Source organism: Vibrio sp. SCSIO 43137 (assembly GCF_028201475.1).
Classification (GTDB): Bacteria; Pseudomonadota; Gammaproteobacteria; order Enterobacterales; family Vibrionaceae; genus Vibrio.
This window is the reverse complement of the sequence record NZ_CP116383.1, coordinates 811858-831897: the sequence shown is the minus strand read 5'-3', so window position 1 is coordinate 831897 and position 20040 is coordinate 811858. Positions and strand designations below refer to the sequence as shown.

Annotated in this window: 14 protein-coding genes and 2 pseudogenes; 9 read left to right on the top strand and 7 right to left on the bottom strand. The window is 40.2% G+C overall.

The window, feature by feature from the left end:
• Positions 1–118: 118 nt before the first annotated feature.
• Positions 119–1345 (top strand): sensor domain-containing diguanylate cyclase, encoded by a 1227-nt coding sequence (locus tag PK654_RS04005; RefSeq protein ID WP_271697804.1) that lies wholly within the window; start codon positions 119–121, stop codon positions 1343–1345.
• A gap of 231 nt (positions 1346–1576) precedes the next feature.
• A pseudogene (locus PK654_RS04000) lies at positions 1577–2700 on the top strand (IS3 family transposase).
• A gap of 152 nt (positions 2701–2852) precedes the next feature.
• On the opposite strand, the gene PK654_RS03995 reads toward PK654_RS04000, so the two are convergent.
• From PK654_RS03995 to PK654_RS03985, 3 genes are all read right to left on the bottom strand, one after another.
• Positions 2853–4346 carry a methyl-accepting chemotaxis protein gene (locus tag PK654_RS03995; protein WP_271697803.1) on the bottom strand — a complete coding sequence of 498 codons (1494 nt, stop codon included), beginning with the start codon at positions 4344–4346 and terminating at the stop codon, positions 2853–2855.
• Between the two features lie 73 nt (positions 4347–4419).
• Positions 4420–5268 (bottom strand): diguanylate cyclase, encoded by an 849-nt coding sequence (locus tag PK654_RS03990; RefSeq protein WP_271697802.1) that lies wholly within the window; start codon positions 5266–5268, stop codon positions 4420–4422.
• Positions 5269–5476: 208 nt separating this feature from the next.
• Positions 5477–7291, bottom strand: a complete 1815-nt coding sequence (locus tag PK654_RS03985; protein ID WP_271697801.1) for a sodium:solute symporter family transporter — start codon at positions 7289–7291, stop codon at positions 5477–5479.
• 835 nt (positions 7292–8126) lie between these two features.
• On the opposite strand from PK654_RS03985, the gene PK654_RS03980 reads away from it, so the two are divergent.
• Positions 8127–9083, top strand: a complete 957-nt coding sequence (locus tag PK654_RS03980) for a tripartite tricarboxylate transporter substrate binding protein (protein WP_271697800.1) — start codon at positions 8127–8129, stop codon at positions 9081–9083.
• Between the two features lie 316 nt (positions 9084–9399).
• On the opposite strand, the gene PK654_RS03975 is transcribed toward PK654_RS03980, so the two are convergent.
• Entirely contained in the window at positions 9400–10170 is a 771-nt protein-coding gene (locus tag PK654_RS03975) for a substrate-binding periplasmic protein (RefSeq protein WP_271697799.1), read from the bottom strand.
• A gap of 237 nt (positions 10171–10407) precedes the next feature.
• Between PK654_RS03975 and PK654_RS03970 the strand changes: the two genes are divergently transcribed.
• Positions 10408–12312, top strand: a complete 1905-nt coding sequence (locus PK654_RS03970) for a methyl-accepting chemotaxis protein (protein WP_271697798.1) — start codon at positions 10408–10410, stop codon at positions 12310–12312.
• Between the two features lie 717 nt (positions 12313–13029).
• A pseudogene (locus PK654_RS03965) lies at positions 13030–13167 on the top strand (thioredoxin-dependent thiol peroxidase); the annotation flags it as partial.
• A gap of 85 nt (positions 13168–13252) precedes the next feature.
• On the opposite strand, the gene PK654_RS03960 reads toward PK654_RS03965, so the two are convergent.
• Together PK654_RS03960 and PK654_RS03955 are read right to left on the bottom strand one after the other, a co-directional pair.
• The gene (locus PK654_RS03960) at positions 13253–14314 is read right to left on the bottom strand and encodes an AI-2E family transporter (RefSeq protein ID WP_271697797.1); all 1062 of its coding nucleotides are present in this window, start codon (positions 14312–14314) and stop codon (positions 13253–13255) included.
• Positions 14298–14543, bottom strand: coding sequence for a sulfurtransferase TusA family protein (locus PK654_RS03955; protein WP_271697796.1), 246 nt, complete (start codon positions 14541–14543; stop codon positions 14298–14300). Before PK654_RS03955 ends, PK654_RS03960 begins: the two co-directional genes overlap by 17 nt.
• Before the next feature lie 284 nt (positions 14544–14827).
• Here PK654_RS03955 and PK654_RS03950 point away from each other — a divergent pair, with 284 nt between their 5' ends.
• The 3 genes from PK654_RS03950 to PK654_RS03940 are packed head-to-tail and all read left to right on the top strand — an operon-like array spanning position 14828 to position 17106.
• Positions 14828–16279: a M48 family metalloprotease gene (locus tag PK654_RS03950; protein ID WP_271697795.1), complete on the top strand. Its 1452-nt coding sequence runs from the start codon at positions 14828–14830 to the stop codon at positions 16277–16279.
• A gap of 34 nt (positions 16280–16313) precedes the next feature.
• Positions 16314–16664, top strand: a complete 351-nt coding sequence (gene arsC / locus PK654_RS03945) for an arsenate reductase (glutaredoxin) (protein ID WP_271697794.1) — start codon at positions 16314–16316, stop codon at positions 16662–16664.
• Between the two features lie 10 nt (positions 16665–16674).
• The gene (locus tag PK654_RS03940) at positions 16675–17106 is read left to right on the top strand and encodes a DUF2069 domain-containing protein (protein ID WP_271697793.1); all 432 of its coding nucleotides are present in this window, start codon (positions 16675–16677) and stop codon (positions 17104–17106) included.
• Positions 17107–17178: 72 nt separating this feature from the next.
• Here the strand turns inward: PK654_RS03940 and PK654_RS03935 are convergent, their stop codons facing one another.
• Positions 17179–18420, bottom strand: coding sequence for a DUF2066 domain-containing protein (locus tag PK654_RS03935; RefSeq protein ID WP_271697792.1), 1242 nt, complete (start codon positions 18418–18420; stop codon positions 17179–17181).
• A gap of 276 nt (positions 18421–18696) precedes the next feature.
• Between PK654_RS03935 and PK654_RS03930 the strand changes: the two genes are divergently transcribed.
• Positions 18697–19950, top strand: a complete 1254-nt coding sequence (locus tag PK654_RS03930; RefSeq protein ID WP_271697791.1) for a uracil-xanthine permease family protein — start codon at positions 18697–18699, stop codon at positions 19948–19950.
• The last annotated feature ends 90 nt before the right edge of the window (positions 19951–20040 follow it).

Sequence of the window (20040 nt, the reverse complement as noted above, 5' to 3'; positions counted from 1 at the left end):
CATGAAGAAATTCAAGTTCAGCATTAGATCATTACCATGCTTAATTAGTCACTTCTTCACACTAAATTATTTTTACTACCTAACCATCTCACAACATTATTTTTCACGAGAAATCTATATGCCTACATTTAATATTGACTCTACCTATGGAGTAATTGTACTTAAAGGACTCGAGCCAGTTTATGTCGATGATAATTATGCAAAACTATTTGGTTATAATTCAGCTACAGATTTAATGTTAAACATTGACTCTATTTTGGATCTCATAGCTCCTCAGTACCATCAGTCTGCTAAAGATAATTTTTACTTGTTAACAAACGGCATACAGCCTCCTCGTGGCAGAACATATAAGAATATTGATCGAAATGGCCTTCCCTTTACAGTTTTTGCAATAGATCATTTGATAGAGTGGGAAGGTGAGCCAGCGATTCAAGTAACTGTTTTGGATTTATCTATCGTTGAAAAAGCGCATGAACAATTAGAAGAAAACAATCGAAAATATGAAAGCCTGTTTACAACTTCAGGGCAAGGTATCGCTATTTATAGAAATTTTAAACCTGTAATGGTTAACCAATCATGGGTAGATTTAATGCATGCGCCATCTATAGATTACGTACTTAACAATGTAAACATGATGGATTTTATTCACGAAAATGAGCATGAAGATATGCAAAAATTATACGTAGACATAATAAAAGGTAACGTTTTGAAAGCAAGTAGGGTGGTAAAAAACATATGCTTTGATGGCAAAGAACGTTATTTCAATGTCTACTACAATAGAATAGACTGGGATTCTAAAGCTGCTATTCAAGCAGTTAGAGAAGACATAACTAAAAGAGTACAGTTAGAAAAGGAACTGAGACGCACATCAATAACCGACTCTCTAACTAACGTATTTAATCGGCACAAGTTAGATAAAGTGTTAGTAGATGAAAGAAACCGATTTAATAGGTACGCTCATGATTTTTCAGTAATTCTAATCGATCTAGACCATTTCAAATATATTAATGACACATGGGGTCACTTAGCCGGCGACCATACACTAATCACAGTTGCTAAAGCATTACAAAAAATGGTGAGAGAAGTAGATGTAGTTGGACGCTGGGGGGGCGAAGAGTTTCTTATTATTTGTCCTAACACCGACTCGCCGGGCGCAGGTTACCTAGCTGAAAAATTTAGGGCTATTATCGAAAATTTGGATGTTAGTGAAAGTTATTCATTAACAGCAAGTATTGGTGTTGCGACAAGTCAGGTTGGAGAGACAAATAATCAACTATTAAAAAGAGCAGATACAGCTTTATATGCTGCTAAAAATAAAGGTAGAAATTGTGTTGTAATTGATTAAAATTCCAACTGAACACAATTAGTTTCATATCTATTAGATAAGAGTACTCAATTATTCAGCTTTCAAATAGGTTAAAAACATACTTCTAGCTTCATATTGAAGACTGTCATAATTTCTGTGTAATTGTCTACTATGATATTTGATACATAGACGTTCTTTCGGTAATCCCCCCGAAAACTAACAGCATGCAGAAGTAGAATTTTCTCGTATAGTTAATACAGGAGATTCAACATGAAAAAATCACGTTACACGGACAGTCAGATCTTATCGATATTGAAACAAGCTGAAGCTGGGACACCCGTTCAAGAGCTCTGTCGGGAGCATGGCATGAACAATGCCACTTTCTATAAGTGGCGTTCTAAATACGGTGGTATGGATGCCTCACTCATGGCTCGCATGAAAGAGCTAGAAGATGAGAATCGACGGCTGAAGAAAATGTATGCTGAATAACGCCTAAAAGCAGAAGTCATTTCTGAAGCCATGGCAAAAAAGTGGTAAAGCCCTGTGAGCGTCGTTTGATGGCTCAGCATTCGGTGGCGAATCAACATATCAGCATTCGACAAGCTTGCAGTTGGTTTCAGGTCAGCGAGACGTGTTATCGCTATCAGTCAAAGTTGCAACCAGAGAACGCCAAAATTGCAGAGCTATTGATCGAGTTGTGCAATAGCGAAGACTGTGCCGACTGGGGGTTTGGCTTGTGCTTTTATCACTTACGCAATGTGAAAGGTTATCGATGGAATCATAAACGTGTTTATCGCATTTATTGTGAGCTTGCGCTGAACTTACGCATTAAACCTAAGCGTCGGTTAAACCGGAATACCCCAGAGCCACTGAAAGAACCACTCAAACCTAACCAAGTATGGTCTGTTGATTTCATGCACGATCAGCTATCAAACGGTCGAAAATACCGCTTATTTAACGTCATTGACGATTATAAGCGAGAGGGGCTTACAGTTGAGCCTGCTTTTTCATTGCCAGCTGAGCGTGTTACTCGAATACTTGAGCAGTTGATCGAACAACGTGGTAAACCTATTGCGATTCGTTGTGATAATGGACCGGAACTGATTAGCCATACGTTTGTTGATTGGGCAGCTGAACACAATGTAGAGCTTGAGTTTATACGACCAGGAAAGCCCACTGAATACTCCTATGTTGAGCGTTTTAACCGAACTTATCGAACAGAAATACTGGATATGTATCTGTTCAAAACACTCAGTGAAGTTCGGGAGCTGACAGAAAACTGGATGAGAGAATACAACGAAGAACGCCCCCATGACTCACTGAATGATCTGACGCCATGGGAGTATTTAGCAAGACACGAAAGCAGGAAAAACTCTAACGTGCCGTGCCACTAAAACAGGGAAGGTTACAGTGTCTTAATTGACTTAGCGGCTTTACGAGCAAATGCTTCTAGAGCTTTCATATCCATATTACCTATCCCTAGCCTTTAAGGCTTAAGTCTAGACAATTAAACAGAATTTAGAGCACTCTCTCTGAATTAGTACACTTAAAAGTTAAACTTTGACAAACCAAACTTAATACGCGAGCTGGCATTGTCAACTTGCAAGCTAAGCTCACCAACAAATGACGTATCTTTATTAACTGAGGTTGCAATACTATTAATGATTTCCATTCTATTACTTAACGCAGTGACTACAGAGTTTTGCTCCTCCATAGCAATGGCCACTCGTTCATTCATTTTGTGAATTTTTGTAATATCATTCATTATACCGTCTAATGACAATGTTGCATTTCTTGACTCTTTCACGGTATTTTCCAATGCGATATGTGTTTCGTCCATTTGTATACTAGCTTCTTCAGATTTCAACTGTAGTTCTTTAACTATCTGCTCAATCTCTTTAGTTGAATCTTGAGTCCTTATCGCTAATGCCCTAACTTCATCTGCAACAACTGCAAACCCTCGACCATGCTCTCCTGCTCTTGCAGCCTCTATGGCAGCGTTTAATGCGAGCAAATTTGTTTGATCTGCTATTTCTACGATAACTTCCATTATATTATTGATGTAACTGCTTTTGCTTTTAAGCTCTGAAATAGTTTCAGAAGTGATATATATAACTTTTTCTAGATCATTGATGTTACTTATTGCATTTCTAATATTAATGTTGCCATTATTTGCTAAATCACTACAATTTTTAGTTTTGTCTACTGTTCGTGTTGCGTGGTTCGATATTTCGTAGGTATTAGATGTCATCTCGTTCAACGCTGAGGTAACTTCATCTATATCATTTAGTTGTTTATGTGTTGAGATCGTATTGCCATCGGCTCTTAACTTCGTTTGCTCAGCGTAACCAATGAGCTCTTCAGTAGATTCATTTATTTCGCTTACTAGGTGTTGCAAGTTTGATGCAAAATTGTTGAAGCCACGAGCTAACCTTCCCACTTCATCATTGCTATCTATGGCTAACCGACTGGTCAAGTTTCCTCCTCCCTGAGCTATTTCTGACATAGCATCAGCTACAATTTGGATTGGAGTAATAACTAATTTTTTTAGAATAGCTGAGTTAACTATCTGTAAGGATACAAGCAAAGTAAGTCCAACTAAAACCAACATATACTTTAACATAGAAAGTAAACTGTCATTTGCATCTAGTCTATAGTTTACTTCTAAATAACCCACCTTTCTGCCATCTTCCCAAGATATATCTAATTTATGTTTCACTAAGTATTTTAAATCAATTTTCCCTAGATTTTCTGGGCTTTCTCCGATTAACTTTCCTCTATGATCAAATGCTTTTAATGAATATATGTATGGAAACTCAATGAATGAGGTAATGATATTATTTGTAAGTGAGGAGTCATATGAAAAAACTGGTTCACTGAGAACAACTGATAAAGTGTGGTTTGAATCCCTTATTTGCTTTGCAAGTGAGTCATCAAGGTACTTGTTAGCAAAAAAATAACTAACTGAAAGAACCACCGATAATACTAGCACTGACACTGCAGATAATAAAAAAGTTGATTTTTTTTTGATAGAAACCATGTTAAACCTCCAGGTCTTTAAATGGTGTGCCTGATGATGTTTATGTTAAAACTGATATTGTAGATAATCTATGTTATAGTTTACTTACATCGAGCCAATACTGCTTTTTATTGTAAGGTGTCTTAGGTGACATTAATTTATTTTCTAACCTTATAATTTTTCTATTTTTGACATTTGACCTAATTAGTGCATCTTTAATCATTGGGTGATTAAAGTAAAGCTCATCAAAACTTCCATCATTAATTGCCATTTCAAAGCCATTATATATTTTATTGTATAGTTCTGAGTTACTATTATTCACATAAAAATACATTGCAAAAGGATAGATTATTAATATATTTTGATCTACAGTCAAATTTAGATTTGAATGCCTTTTTACTTCAGTCCATGGCTCATGTAATGCTCTGGGAAAGTAATCAAAACGTTCACCTTCGAGCATTAAAAACAAATTTTCATATTTAGTAGTAGTTATAGTGGGAATTTTTGCGTTTAAAAGCACCTTAGTGTCTCCCCAGAACTCACCTTGACCAGCCGTAAACCTTCGAAGCTCATCTAAGTTGCTTATTTTAGAGAACACTTGCTTATCAACATTCCGAATGATGAACACCCTGTGACCCAAAAGTCCCTTTAATACCGGAATTCTGATCGTTGATAACGCTTTTTCAATATCTGGTGATGCACCTGCCCACATGACATCAACATTGTTGGCTTCTACTTCGCTAACTAAGCGAGCATCATTATAGAACTCACTGCTTTGTTGAAATTTAATGCTAGAATCCGTTTTACTCAAAGCGAGCTTTAGAATTGAAAATATTAGTTCTTCTTTTTCTCCGTGAACACGTTTGATATTTATTGTTTCAGCACTAGTGCTTAAGCAGAATGATAGTAATGACAAACATAAGAGCGTGTTAAGAAATCTCATTTGTAGTAATAATCCTTATTGTGAAAGCATTTAAATATAAACCCTACCCTTACTTCATTTAAATCCAGATGTTAAATAAAAATTTCTAGGTTGTTTTATCTAAATTAGTAATAACACCTTGTATAAATCAATAAAAACTAATAAAGAGCACCAGTACTGCACTGGCGCTCATAAATAATATCGATGTTCTATATATTTTTAAGCACCATTACCAAAATATAATGTAGAGTGCTACCGTGAGAATACAAACTACAATACCCCAATTACGCGCACCAACAGAAGGTGTCATATCTAAGGTCGTATTTGACTCGAATTCGACCCGCTCTGCTTTAAACACCATTCCATATAAACTTAAGATCACTAATACAGCGATAAGACAGTAGGACATGCTATAAAGGAAGTGTAATTCTGCATGAGCTGATTGCAGGTATGCGTATATAATTGCGTTGGCAACTATACCAATAACACCAGCCCATTTCCCTGAAGTACGATTAACTAAACCATATATAAATACTGCAAGAATACCCGTTGAAACATACCCTTGGAAAGACTGAATAAATCCGAATATGCTCTTAAACTCGGCTAGCATTGGTGCTACAACACAACCAATTACAACAAACACACCGATACATACTCGACCAAAGGTCACATACTCAAACTGTGTTGCATTTGAACGAATGTATCGTTGATATACATCCATTGTAAACAGTGTAGACGCAGCGTTTAACACTGCTGCAAGTGAGGAGATGATTGCCCCCATGAGTGCTGCAATTACAAAACCAAGTATACCTTTGTCTTTAGGTATAAGTTTTGTAATTAATAGACCCATTGCAGAGTCGTACTTATATGGATTTATTGCTTCATTTACAGTTGCACCTAGACCAACTCGAGATAAGACTGAGCTATTGTAATGTTCGATTTCTTGAGCTTTTTCTGGGTGTGCTAAGGCATATTTAGGGTCAAGTGTGAAAATTACATTAGTATCTTGTGTTTGTGATGCTCTCTCATAGTTTGCGAATACACTTCCACCGGCATCAATGTTGGCACTTTCTTCCATTTCAGCAGAAAACAAATTAAATGCAATAATTCCCGGAATTACAATGATAAATGGTATTATAAGCTTAAGACCAGCTGCTAAAACGAGCCCTTTTTGGCCATCTCCCAAAGAAGCGGAACCAAGTATACGTTGCGTTATATATTGATTTAATCCCCAGTAGTAAAAATTTGGAATCCAGATACCTAACAACAGTACAGGCCAAGGCATAGCGGGTGTATCCATATGCATCGAGCTTTCATTCAGAACTGAAAACTTTTCAATTGAACTGTAATCTGAAACCAAAGAGACAGAAGCTCCATTAGAGCTAACCAACGACGTCATTTCTGTTGCCCCCAAAGCGTCAAAAGCAAAGTAAGTGATAACACCACCGCCAATGATCAATGCTGACCCTTGAAGAAGATCCGCCCAAGCACAAGCTTTCAGACCTCCAAACGCAACATAAAGGGCAGCCATACCTCCTAGAATCCAACAGGCAACTGGTAAAGACACAACATACCCAAATTCAGCAAATAACTTAGTCATGGTTATTGCGCCGGCATAAATGACGCCAACCAAACTAACACCTACTAGAATAAGTGTCATTGAGAGAGTCATCGCAAGTCGAGCCCAGTGATTGTAACGAATTTCTAAGAACTCAGGGATAGTCGTTATCCCAGTGCGTAAGAAATAAGGTAGAAGTACGAATGCCACAACTACTAATGTTATTGCTGCTATCCATTCCCAGCTAGCTACAGAAAGCCCTTCAAGGCCAGCTCCTTGACCGGACATACCCACAAACTGTTCTGCTGAAATGTTCGCAGCAATCAGTGAAAAACCAATTAGCCACCAACTAAGTCCTCGTCCAGCGAGAAAATAATCAGCAGCGCCATGATCACTATGTGTTTGCTCATCTTTACTTTTTATCATGCCGACGCCAATTACGCTCAGCATGAAAATAATCGCCACAGCAATATCAATTGCTCCCATGATTTACTTCACCTCGTGTTAGGGTTTAAAAATTAGTTCAATGGAGTGCTTACTTATCAACACTCAGAAGGGGTAGCAAAATACTTTACTGCAAATATATAAACTGCACGTTGAAATAATCAGTTATTTACAGCATATAGTGTAAACGTTACCACGGCGAGCGAATATGCCTTCAGTATTCCATGCTTTCCAGTAAATCGCCAAAATTAGTGATCCAAATCACCATGGGCAAGCTTTTTATGTGAGCAATGACACATACCAGCCCCTTCAAAGTACATTCTCATGAGCTTATTTTGCTTAAACCAAACTTTTCTTAGTGATATTTTATTTATCACCAAACAGAAAGTGTAAACGTTTACAGTAATATAAGTTGTTATAACACTAGAATAAGTTTGAGTGTCAAAGTCTGAACAAAGGTTAGACAAATATCTTCAGAAATACGGTTTGCGCTACTTTTCGAACCACTAGCTTAGCAAGTAACCACCTTCCATTCGATAAAGTCGACATTGATTCTTTTAGCTTGAACTAAGGAGCTATTACCTCTCATGGCTCGTAGAACTACTCTCGTAAGCTTGCTGCTTTTCAGCTAGCACTAAGTGCCTACGATAGCTTTTTAGTAAAAAAAGCCTAATTTCATATGGACTATAATACTGCAAAGATCACACTTGCGATGCTGTGCTTTAATAGTTTTTGATATTTTTGATGTTTATCGCAGTATTACTTTCTAGCTTTAATACTATGTTCACGTCCAGATCTCGTGAGTACTGGGTTATAATTTGATACAGTTCTAACAACATTTAATATCATGGACAATACAACTATAAGGAAGAGTGAAATGAAAAAATTAATCGAAAGAGTGATAGCTATCATCTCGCTGTCTTTACTCGCATTTTCAACAATGGCAAGTACAGAACAATGGCCAAAAAAACCGATTACGACGGTAGTTCCGTGGGCGGTAGGTGGTTTGGCAGATCAGGTTAATAGAGCAATGGCTCAGTTTGGTACCGATGAATTTGGACAACCTATTATACCTACAAACAGATTAGGTGCCGGTGGCGTTGTTGCCTTAACTGAATATCTTCGAGAGAAACCAAACACAACTAAAATCATCTATGGGAGTGAAGGAAACTTTTCTATTAGCCCCAAAACCAATAAGGTCGCGTATAAGTGGGAAGATTTTACACCTATTATGAATATCTATACTTCCTCTTTCGTACTTGTCGCAAATCCAGAATCTGGGATCACTAACTTTGAAGATTTAAAGCGTTATGGTGCAAACAACAAAATTCTTTTTGGTGTTAATGGCCTTAACGGTACCGAGTTCCTGATTATTTCTGCGTTACTATCTGAGATGGGAATTAACTATGAAGCCGTAGGGTTCAATGGTGCCAATGAAGCAATGAATGCGACCATTTCAGGAGATGTGATATTGTCTGTAACCCACGGTTCACTTGCAAAGGAGTATGTAAAGGCGAAGGAACTGCAGGCAATTTTAGTCTTTGATGAAAAGCCCCTTAAAACTGATGTTTACGATCTACCTCCTGTTACACAATTTGGGTACGATACTTGGATTGTAAATAGAATGATGATGCTGACCCGTAATGGGACAGACCCTAAGTTGGTTGAAGCGATCAGGTCACATTTTTTAAACATTCTAGAAAATCCAGAATTTAAAAAAGTAGCTGACAATCTTGGAGTGAACATAGATCCGGTAGATGGAGACGCTTTGAGAGAACACGTCGAAACAACGATTGAAAAAGTGGATCGCTTTTGGGAGATAGCCAAGAAGTAAATGTTTAAAGAGGCTTATAAATAATAGTAACCTCAAATTGATTATAGTCACCATTTTCTCCTTCAGCTATAGAAGCTTAACAGTCTGGAGTAGCCAGGTCGATTAGACCTGGCTCTTATGAACTTGGCTGGAATTGGTTCTACTTACTTGTACAAGCTCAGGCAGAGTGAGTAGCTCACCTTAAAATGGTTATTAACAAATACCTATATTTTACTATCATAATTTCAGGTAAATCTATGAAGTAAATTATATCTATGTGATACTTAGATATAATTTTAATTACGTAGATCCTATGTGTAAGACTACTCAATAAATATCATTTAAAACCTACCTCTCTGGCATCTGTATGATTGGGAATTAAATGATCATACTTTCCAGATGAAATGATCACCTTTAGTTCTTTATTAAAATTATCAATGATAAGCTTGCTATCCTTTTTTGATCTCCGTATAGCACAGTGTAATGAATAATCAGAAAAAACTAACTTTGAAAGAAGTAATTCATCATTACTTCCTACTATCGAAGGGGTTACTTTCATCAAGTAATTAAAACGTTCAATATTAATTAGCATCAAATCAATTCTATTTGTGTAGAGCTGTAATAATCCCCTCTCTTCATCTGCAACATCATCTACATCTATACTTGGCATGTAACGCTTTAAGTCTTCCAGTGGGGCAGTTCCTCTTAGTCCCCCAACTGTCTTACCGTGTAAGTCTTGTAAAGACTGATAGCTACTACGTTGTCTTGATGGAAAAACAAAAACTTCTTTTGTATGGAGAATAGTATCTGAGAATACAAAGTCTAATTCTCTAGCGTCAGTATGGTAAACCCCCAGCAGTCCATCATACTTCCCTAATCGCGTGAGCTCCAACGCTCTTTTCCATGGTAAAAAAACAACCGTTACATCATAGCCAGCTCGTTTAAAAGCCTCTTTTGTTGTTGCGTATATATAGCCCTTTTGAGGTAAATTTTGACCATAAAATGGAGGCCATTCTACAGTAGCGAGTGTCAAAGGCTGCGCACACCAAGCACACCGTGTTACCAAAAACAACATAGTTATTATTAAGGTGGATCTACGAAGTTGCATATAGTCGCTCTGAAAATTAAAAATTCGCTAGTTGAAGTATAGAACTTTAATGTAAATTCTTCTTAGAAAATTTCTTTCCAAGGAATATTGTTACTTTTATAAATTAGAACTCCTTAACATTTTGAAAAGTTGCTAAATTATATATTAGCTAAACAGTACGAGTATTACTAATAATAAATTATAATTAATTACTTATGCGGTTAATTCCGTTTCTGGTTTTATAAAGGACAAGTAAAAATGAAACAAATTGGATTTAAGAAGCTACTTGTTTTATCAGTAATGTTACTGGTGAGTCTATCGGTAAGCACTTCAAGTTTGATTCTCTATCTAAAAGAAAAGCAAGCGCTTACAGAGTCTATTACCGATGAAAGCCAAGGTTATGTTGCAGCTAAGGCGGCGATAGTTGAAACCATGATTAATGAAAAAGTGCTAGGGATTAATAAACTAGCCAGTCAGTTTCGCAATAAACAAGTTTTAGGTAGCGAAAATCAAATCATAGAGCAAACGAAGTTCTTGGCGAATGCTATGAATCTCAACAGTGCAGTATTAGCATTTGAGTCTGGGGATGCATACTGGAATCAAAGTGCAGACGACTGGCCCGCACATAAGTTCAAAGGTGACGTTACAACAAGAGGCTGGTATCGAGACGGTAGGAACGCTAACGATGTTACCGTAACAGAACCCTACTTTGGCTCAGGGGGGACTTACTGGTTAACTATCATTGAAAAGATAAAAGGTGGAACAATATCTGTAGATATGAAACTTGAGTTTCTTAATGAATTAGTAAACGGTTCCAATGACATTCCAGGAGCAATAGCTATTATATTGAACCAAGATACTACATTTTTAGCATCTTCATATAGTGCTATAAATGTTGGAGAAAAAGGGACATCAGTCCCATGGTTTAAAGATGCAGCACTAGAAGCCATAAATAAAGAGAGCTCTATAATCAATTACTCTTTCAATGGCCAAGAGAAAATACTTTTTTCCCATCGAATAGGAGCTGGAGATAAAAACTGGTATTTCGCTATTGGGATAGACAAATCTGTTGCGTTTGCAAAGCTTGAAGAGTCAAGAAATAGTGCCATTACCGTTGTTGTTTTATCAACAATCATTAGTGCCTTTATAGCGTTTTTGGTAATAAATATTTTGTATAAACCAGTTCTGGCTCTCAAAGATACTATCACAGGTTTGTCGCAAGGAGATGGTGATTTAACACAACGCCTAAAAGTAACTACCACCGACGAACTTGGGCAGATATCTAAAGGAGTAAATCAGTTCATAGAGAACTTACAAAGTATGATGTTAGAAATTCAAGCTGCGACAACCACTTTACAGACGAATATAGGAATGATGCGCGAACAATCGATACAAAATAGTTCCATTTTGCAAGGACATGTTTCGGAGACAGAGCAGATTGTAACAGCAATCGAAGAAATGAATGCGACAGCTAGCTCTATGGCGACAGATGCAGCGAATACAGCTAGTCTAACTAATCAAGCGAATGAAACTAGTAAAGAATCGCGTAAAATAGTGGAGCAATCACAACAAACAGTATCAGCATTGATTTCAGATGTGGAATTATCGTCAGTTAATGTTCAAAAAATGAATAATGAGACACAAAGCATTAACACCATATTAGGTGTAATTAGTGAAATTGCTGAACAAACTAACTTACTTGCTTTGAATGCAGCGATCGAAGCCGCTCGAGCGGGTGATCAAGGCAGAGGTTTTGCCGTAGTAGCAGATGAAGTGCGCAACCTAGCTAGCAGAACAAAAGATAGCACTGAAGAGGTAGAAAATGCTTTGAACAACTTGCTTGATGGCTCTCAAGCTGTTGTAAGTTCAATGGAAAATACAAAATCTCGATGTCAAGAAACTGCTGAAGGTGCGAGTGAAGTTGCAATTAGCTTGGACACAATGACAAACTATGTTGATGATATAAATGATTTGAGCTCACAGATAGCCACAGCAGCAGAAGAGCAAAGTAGCGTAACTCAAGAGTTAAGTCGAAATATGACGGCCATTAATGAAATAGTGGGAGAGCTAGAGAATAATGGCCGCCAAGCTTTAGTTAATGCAGAGGATGTTTCTACTGTTAATAATCAGCTAGTCAATATAGTGTCACGATTTAAGCTTTAGTTAAGCTGTATGATTCATAGGCATCCTTTAAATTATACTGGATGTCTATGGGCAAAAAATCAGTAAAAGCTTGATGTAGGCTCCATTTCTTATCCAACGTATTTAGGGTCCTAACTCCCTGTATAGAAAGCCCAGAAGCAACTTATGATTTATGGAAGTAAGTTGTGCCCGCACAAGCTTTGCTCGTCTCATTTTGATAGCCAAGTTGGATACACCTAGAAAACAGATAAAATCAAGTCTTATACGACTATAGATGCTAGTGTGGAGTAAATAAGCTGGATTATCTTCTAAATGAAGATAATCAAAACTACACCTGAAAGTAGCTAACACCAATAAGCAGAGTTACAAAGTTATCTGACCAAACTCCTTTTCCTGAAGCAATAACGCAGCACTACCTACTCTAAAAAGAGACTTTTCAAATGTAAAGTTACAAGTTCGCTCTTCTGTTAAAAAACCTAAACCACTTTATGAATCTCACAGTAATTGCAATTGTAAATAGAATGGCTCTTACTCTAAGGACTTGATACTCTCACTCATAAGTTTGGTTTCTTATAAAGTTATGACTCCTTGTTTAATTAACACTAATTGCTAAAAAAATATGATTGAATTACAAAAAAATCAATTTCAGCATAAAAATAACGAAATTCATTTATAAAACAAAGCACTGTACGTAATAATCAAATATTAATCATAAAAACTTACCAAGGTTAAGAAGGTATGGGTAAAATCTACGACGGACTGCATAGAATTTCGTTTTTGATCGACGAAAACGGCGTTATCGAGCATGTTTTCAATAAGTTTAAAACCAAAACTCACCATGAAGTGGTTCTGGACTACCTGCAACAAGCCAAATAGCTTAAAGCCGGACAGTAAATAGAAAAAGCCCTCAAGCGGAACACCGTTTGAGGGCTTTTTACTGTTCATTTGTAACTTGGTTCTATCAGGCTTCAGCAACTTCCTGATAGCGAATAGCGTTCCATACGGCTTTCACCAGTGTTGCCAACGGGATAGCGAAGAATACGCCCCAGAACCCCCACAGTCCGCCAAATACCAGTACCGCACTGATAATAGCCACAGGGTGAAGGTTTACTGCTTCAGAGAACAAGATAGGGACCAACACATTTCCGTCTAATGCCTGAATCACACCATAAGCCGCAAGAAGCCAATAAAACTGAGGCTCTAATCCCCACTGGAACAGACCAACAATAGCAACAGGAACCGTTACCGCAGCCGCACCGATATATGGGATTAGTACAGAAAGACCTACCGCCACACCCAGCAATACCGAATATCGCAAATCGAGTATCACAAAGGTGATATAACTTACCCCGCCGACAATAAGAATCTCCATCACCTTGCCGCGGATATAATTGGAGATCTGCTGGTTCATCTCTTTCCACACTCTTGTCGCCAGCTTACGGTTGCTCGGTAACATAGAGGTTAATGTGTCCAGCATCTCCTGCTTATCTTTCAGCAAGAAAAACACCAACAGAGGAACCAAAATCAGATATACCGCCAATGTAGCAATACTCACCAGAGACGCCAGCGAACCTTTTACCATGGTTTCACCCAGACCAATGACTTTCGTCTTGGTATTACTGACAACAGATTCAACGATCTGCAAGTTGGCCAGCTCCGGATACTTGTCAGGAATGGTATTAAGGAACTCCTGCAAACCCGAGTACATCACCGGAATATCATTGATAAGATTCCCTACCTGATCCCAGATGGTCGGCACCAGACCGAAAAACGCCAGAATCATTAAACCGACAAACAGAATCAACACACAAGCAACAGAAAGTGCTCTGGGTAAACCAAACTTTACCAGTTGAGCAACCGGCCACTCAAGCAGATAGGCAAGTACAATAGCGACCAGCAGAGGCGCCAGCAGACCGCCAAAAAAGTAAATAATGACAAAGCCAAACAGCAGTATGGCGACCAGACTCACCGCATTGGGATCTGAAAAACGTCGTTTATACCAGCGGCTAACCATTTCTAACATCGGGACAGGTACTCTCTTTCGTTATGGTGACTGTATAATATTGCTGGTTATTCTGACTTTGCACATTGAAGCCCTGCTTATCGAAATAACGAAGCATATCCTGCATTGAGCTTTTATCTGCGATATAAATCTCAAGGGAGCTCTGTTTCATCTGCTGACTTGCACGCTTTGCCAGCAGCAGTGCCATTGGACAACCTTCTTTACGTAAATCAAGTATATAAGAGCTCACTTTACACTTCTCAGATTGTGAATGGAGAGGTATTGTATACTCAAACGCTTCTGACTCCTATACAACTTCAAAGGCTGAATCCATGATATCGATTTCAACCTGAGTATAAGGAGTTGTAACATAAACTGACTCAGTTTTACCAATTTCATAACATTCAATTGCGAACTTTATGGCAATATAGAAAATATGATTGATAAATTGAATGGCTACAATGCCGATAAGTCAGAAACCTTAACCGATTTTGGCGGTCATAGCTGTACCACATCAGGAGTAAACAACAGATAATGATTAAAAAAACAGCCTCTCTTGTTGCGCTAATGGTCAGTGCGGCAATGACTGTCCCCTCAGCAGCAAGTAACAACCTTGAGCTGCCGGACATTGGCACCGCCGCCGCAGGTACTTTGACTATTGCGCAAGAGCAAATCTACGGCGACGCCTATATGCGCATGCTCAGATCCGGCAAACCGATTATCAGTGATCCACTTCTGAATGAGTATGTCACCAGCTTAGGCCACCGTCTGGTCGCCAATGCCAGTGACGTTAAAACGCCATTTAATTTCTTCCTGATTCAGGACAGGGAAATTAACGCCTTTGCTTTTTTTGGCGGTTATATCGCCCTGCATTCGGGGTTGTTTCTGCATGCCAACAGTGAAAGTGAACTGGCATCGGTTATGTCCCATGAAATCGCCCACGTCACTCAGCGCCACCTTGCCAGAGGTATGGAAGAAGAGGCTAGACGTTCCCCTGCCACTATTGCTGCACTTGCCGGCTCTTTGTTACTGGCCGTCGCCGCACCTCAGGCTGGTATTGCCGCAGTGACAGCAACAACCGCAGGAGCAATGCAGAGCAGCATTAACTACACCAGAAGTAACGAAAGAGAAGCGGATCGTATCGGTATTGTTACTCTGGCTAAGTCAGGGTTTGAAGTAAACGCTATGCCGCGCTTCTTCGGTCGTCTTGCTGAGCAATACCGCTATACCAGTACGCCTCCGGCTATGCTTCTTACTCACCCGTTACCTCAGGAACGAATCTCTGATTCCCGCAACAGGGCACAAAGCTATCCGGAAAAAACACTTAAACCGTCGATAAACTACCATCTGGCCAAAGCCAGAATAGTGGCCAGATATGCGGGAATTGACGCTGAAGCCGCTATGGACTGGTTTGATCGCAGGCTGAAGAAAAAGTCTGAACAACTCAATCCAACCTATCAGTATGGTAAAGCTCTGGTTTATCTGGATAACAGAGAGCTAGATAAAGCAGAAAGCCTACTGCTCGAATTGCAGAAACAAGACCCACTAAACACCTTCTATCTTGATGCACTGTCTGATCTCTATATCTATAAAGAGCAACCGCAGCAGGCAGCAAAGCTGCTTAATAACGCACTGGAGAAAAAGCCTAATAACCCAGTTATTACGGTTAACTACGCCAACGCGTTAATCGAAGCCGATCAGTTTAAGCAAGCTCTCTCTGTACTTCAGAGATACACCCACCAGCATCCGGACGATGTGGTTGGCTGGCAACTTATGGCTGATGCGAACGGTAAAATGAGTAACAGTGCAGAAAACTTAGCGGCTAACGGGGAGATTTTTGCACTCAGGGCAAACTGGAATAAAGCTCTGCAAAACTTTACTCAGGCAAGTCAGCTAGCCGGACTGGGAAGTCTGGAACAAGCGAGATACGACGCCCGTATTGATCAATTGATGGTACAGCGTGATCGTTTCTTAGCACTACAATAAACATTCAGCAAAGACTGAAATAAAGGAGAAAACCATGGAAGTCGTGATTTATCACAACCCAAGATGCTCAAAAAGCCGACAAACCCTCCAGTTGCTTGAGGAAAAAGGCATTGAACCGGAAATCGTCAAATATCTGGAACAGACACCTAGTGTAGAACAGCTAAAAACCCTCTACTCTCAACTGGAGTTATCAGCTGTGCGCGATATGATGAGAACCAAGGAAGCCATATATAAGGAACTGGGTCTTGCAGACAAAGACCTGAGTGACGAAGAGCTATTTAAGGCCATGGCTGAAAATCCAAAGCTGATTGAGAGACCAATTGTGGTTGCCAATGGCAAAGCAAAACACGGTCGGCCACCTGAGCAGGTTCTGCAGCTGCTGTAAAGGAAGACATATGGACGCTATTAATAGTGCTAAAACCAAACAGTATCGTTATCTTGCTCTGATTGGCTACCTTTCCCTGATCAGTTGGGTGCTGATGTGGCAGGTGTTTATTTCACCACATCCGCATATCAATCCTTATACAGCAGCAATTGCCTGGTGTATTCCGTTACTTTTCCCTTTACGGGGCATTCTGTCAGGGAAAGCTTACACCCATGCCTGGGCAAACTTTGTTCTGATGCTCTATTTTCTGCATTCATTGACCATACTTTATGTCGATCAAGGTGAGCGCTGGCTTGCAGCCATAGAACTGCTGATTACCTCGGCCACCTTTGTTGCCAGTGTTTTATACGCACGCAATAAAGGCCGCGAGCTTGGGTTAAAGCTTCCGAAACTGTCTGAAATAGAAAAGCAGGAAAAAGCCAAATACTCCAAACAAAAATAGATTCAGCAGAAATAGAAAAGAGCCGCGATTGCGGCTCTTTTTTTCAATACGTCTATCATCTTAATTCAGATATCAGTCTACCCACTCAAATACCAGAGGTCTGCTTATATTTGACAGCTCCTCACTTTCGAGGGCTGTTTCAGTAGAAACACCGGTTACCGGAGCCGCCGTGTAGCCTGAGCTGATATCATTGCTGCTATTGATTAACGGCTGAATCACACTTCCCTGCTCCGTCACCAGCTCACCGGACTGAACCACATCGGTATTTACATCAGGAGTAGAGATCACTGACGGGGCCTCTTCGTAGCCGAGACTAAACTTTCTCAGTGAGTCGTTTTGAATCACCTCGGCTTCAAACTCCTCCCGTGAACTAAGAAGGTTAATTTTAAACGTCACATCACTGCCCACCAGATACTGAACATTCAGGCTGGCGACTGAATTTTGCTCCTTCAACATCTTCTCAAGAGCAAAAAAGCGATTGGCAGAGGTGATGTTAAGAAACTGCACCGAAAGCGTACCCGTCAGCTCACCAGAGTTTCTTACCGCACTTTTTGTTGCGTAGTAATTGCTGATCTCATCAATAACACTTTCCAGCGCCACATGGGTCTCGCCACTGGCGCTGCCAGTGAGCGGGTCACGGTTAGAGGCAAACATAAGCTCCGGTTTTTCATCATATAATGTCCAGCGGATAGAACTTCTGTTTACGGCTCTCTGAATACGGATCACCAGAACGGCATCACCCGGGTATCTGAGGCTGGCAGAGCTTATTGGAGAAACAAATCCCCCCCAAAGCTCAGGCGCGGTAATACCAGTCACATCATCAATATCACCAACGGGAATAGTTACAGGTAATCCTCTCAAATCAGCAAAGTACTTAAGCTGATTCATTGAGCTGCTACCGGACTGCTCCCATAAGATCTCGCGTCCGTAGCGGGACTCTTCCACAATCCACACCACGAGATTAGCGCGGTTTTCTGACCAGTAAGGCAAATTTGCCTGCATTAATAGTGACTGAATCTGAGGCGGGTTGAACACCATCTTCAGGCTACGCAAACCGAACTGATCGCCGTAACTGATCTGAGAAAGGTACTGACCACTTTTTCGCAGGGCTTTTACCACAACTGGGTTTGATGCTGCGTTTTTATCACCCGATGCTCTGACAACAACCTGCTGTAAACCGGCAGACTTAGCCGTATTTTCCGCCTGAGTATCCGTTTCATCCAGAACGATTTCAGCATCAAAAAGATCCACTTTTACTTCCGAATAAGACGGAAAAGCGAGCAGACCGATTAAGAGAATAGCGAGATGGCGCATACAAACCCTGATTTAATAGTGATATTAACTAACGATGATAAGCAACTCTGGCAGCAGGAGCAAGGCGAACTCAGTCACTTAGCCCACAAATTAGCAGGCATACGTCTGTTATCATCAACAACATTCTTCCGGCCATAATACTAAAGTAATAAACCTGTCATTAATTACAGAAATATACGTGATCTTGATCACTACATTTTTAGCAAAATGTTAAGGCAATCGATTACACAGATGATAGAATCCTGCGAATTTTGTTTAGCGTACAGGAAGAAAAAAATGACCAACATACTTCAGGGTACCCAGATGCTGTTTGTCGCGTTTGGTGCTCTTGTTCTGGTTCCTTTGTTAACCGGACTTGATCCCAATGTGGCCCTCTTTGGTGCCGGTCTCGGAACCCTCCTCTTTCAACTTATCACCCGCCGTTCAGTCCCCATTTTCCTCGCCTCCTCTTTTGCTTTTATTGCTCCTATCCTTTTCGGTGTTCAGACATGGGGAATCCCTGCCACTATGGGTGGCCTAATGGCTGCAGGTTTGGTCTATGTGCTACTTGGCGGTCTGATAAAGGCAAAAGGTGTTGAAGTGATTCATAAGCTGCTGCCACCTGTTGTGGTTGGCCCTGTCATTATGGTTATCGGTCTCGGACTAGCACCAGTCGCTGTAAATATGGCTTTGGGTAAAACGGGCGACGGCGCTGTTCAGTTGGTAGATGCCGACTACGCTCTGTGGATATCCAGCCTGTCACTTATCGCAACCATTGCGATCAGTGTATTCGCAAAAGGCTTCCTGAAACTGCTGCCTATTTTCGGCGGTATTATGACCGGCTATATTCTCAGCCTGCTGTTTGGTGTGGTTGACTTCTCACCTGTTGCCAATGCTGCATGGCTGGCGATGCCGAACTTTACTGCACCTGAGTTTAACATCAACGCTATCCTGTTTATGATTCCCGTAGCCATTGCTCCTGCTGTTGAGCACGTCGGCGATATGCTTGCTATCTCCAGCGTGACCGGTAAAGACTACATTAAGAAGCCGGGACTACACCGCACAATCACAGGTGACGGGGTAGCCACTATGGCAGCTTCTATGCTTGGTGCTCCGCCAAATACTACTTACAGTGAAGTAACCGGCGCTGTTATGCTGACCAAAGCCTATAACCCTGCCATTATGACATGGGCAGCGGTCTCTGCCATTGTACTTGCTCTGGTAGGTAAACTTGGTGCTATTCTGCAAACCATTCCGGTTCCGGTAATGGGCGGCATTATGATTCTGCTGTTCGGTTCAATTGCCACCGTTGGTCTGAATACTCTGATCAAAAATAACGTTGACCTGCATAAATCACGTAATCTGGCGATTGTTGCGGTAACTCTGGTATTTGGTATCGGCGGAATGGCCTTTGGTGTAGGTGAGTTCAGCCTGCAAGGTGTCAGCCTGTGCGGTATTGTCGCTATTGTTCTTAACCTTATCCTCCCACATGACCTTGGTGAGACTCAGGTTGTCGACAACGCTCAGATGGAAGAAGAGCAAGCTTCTTAAGCTCACTATATTCAATACCGCTGCCTTAGGTGGCGGTTATCAATATTGAGATAGAACTAAAAAAGGCTGATGTATCACTACATCAGCCTT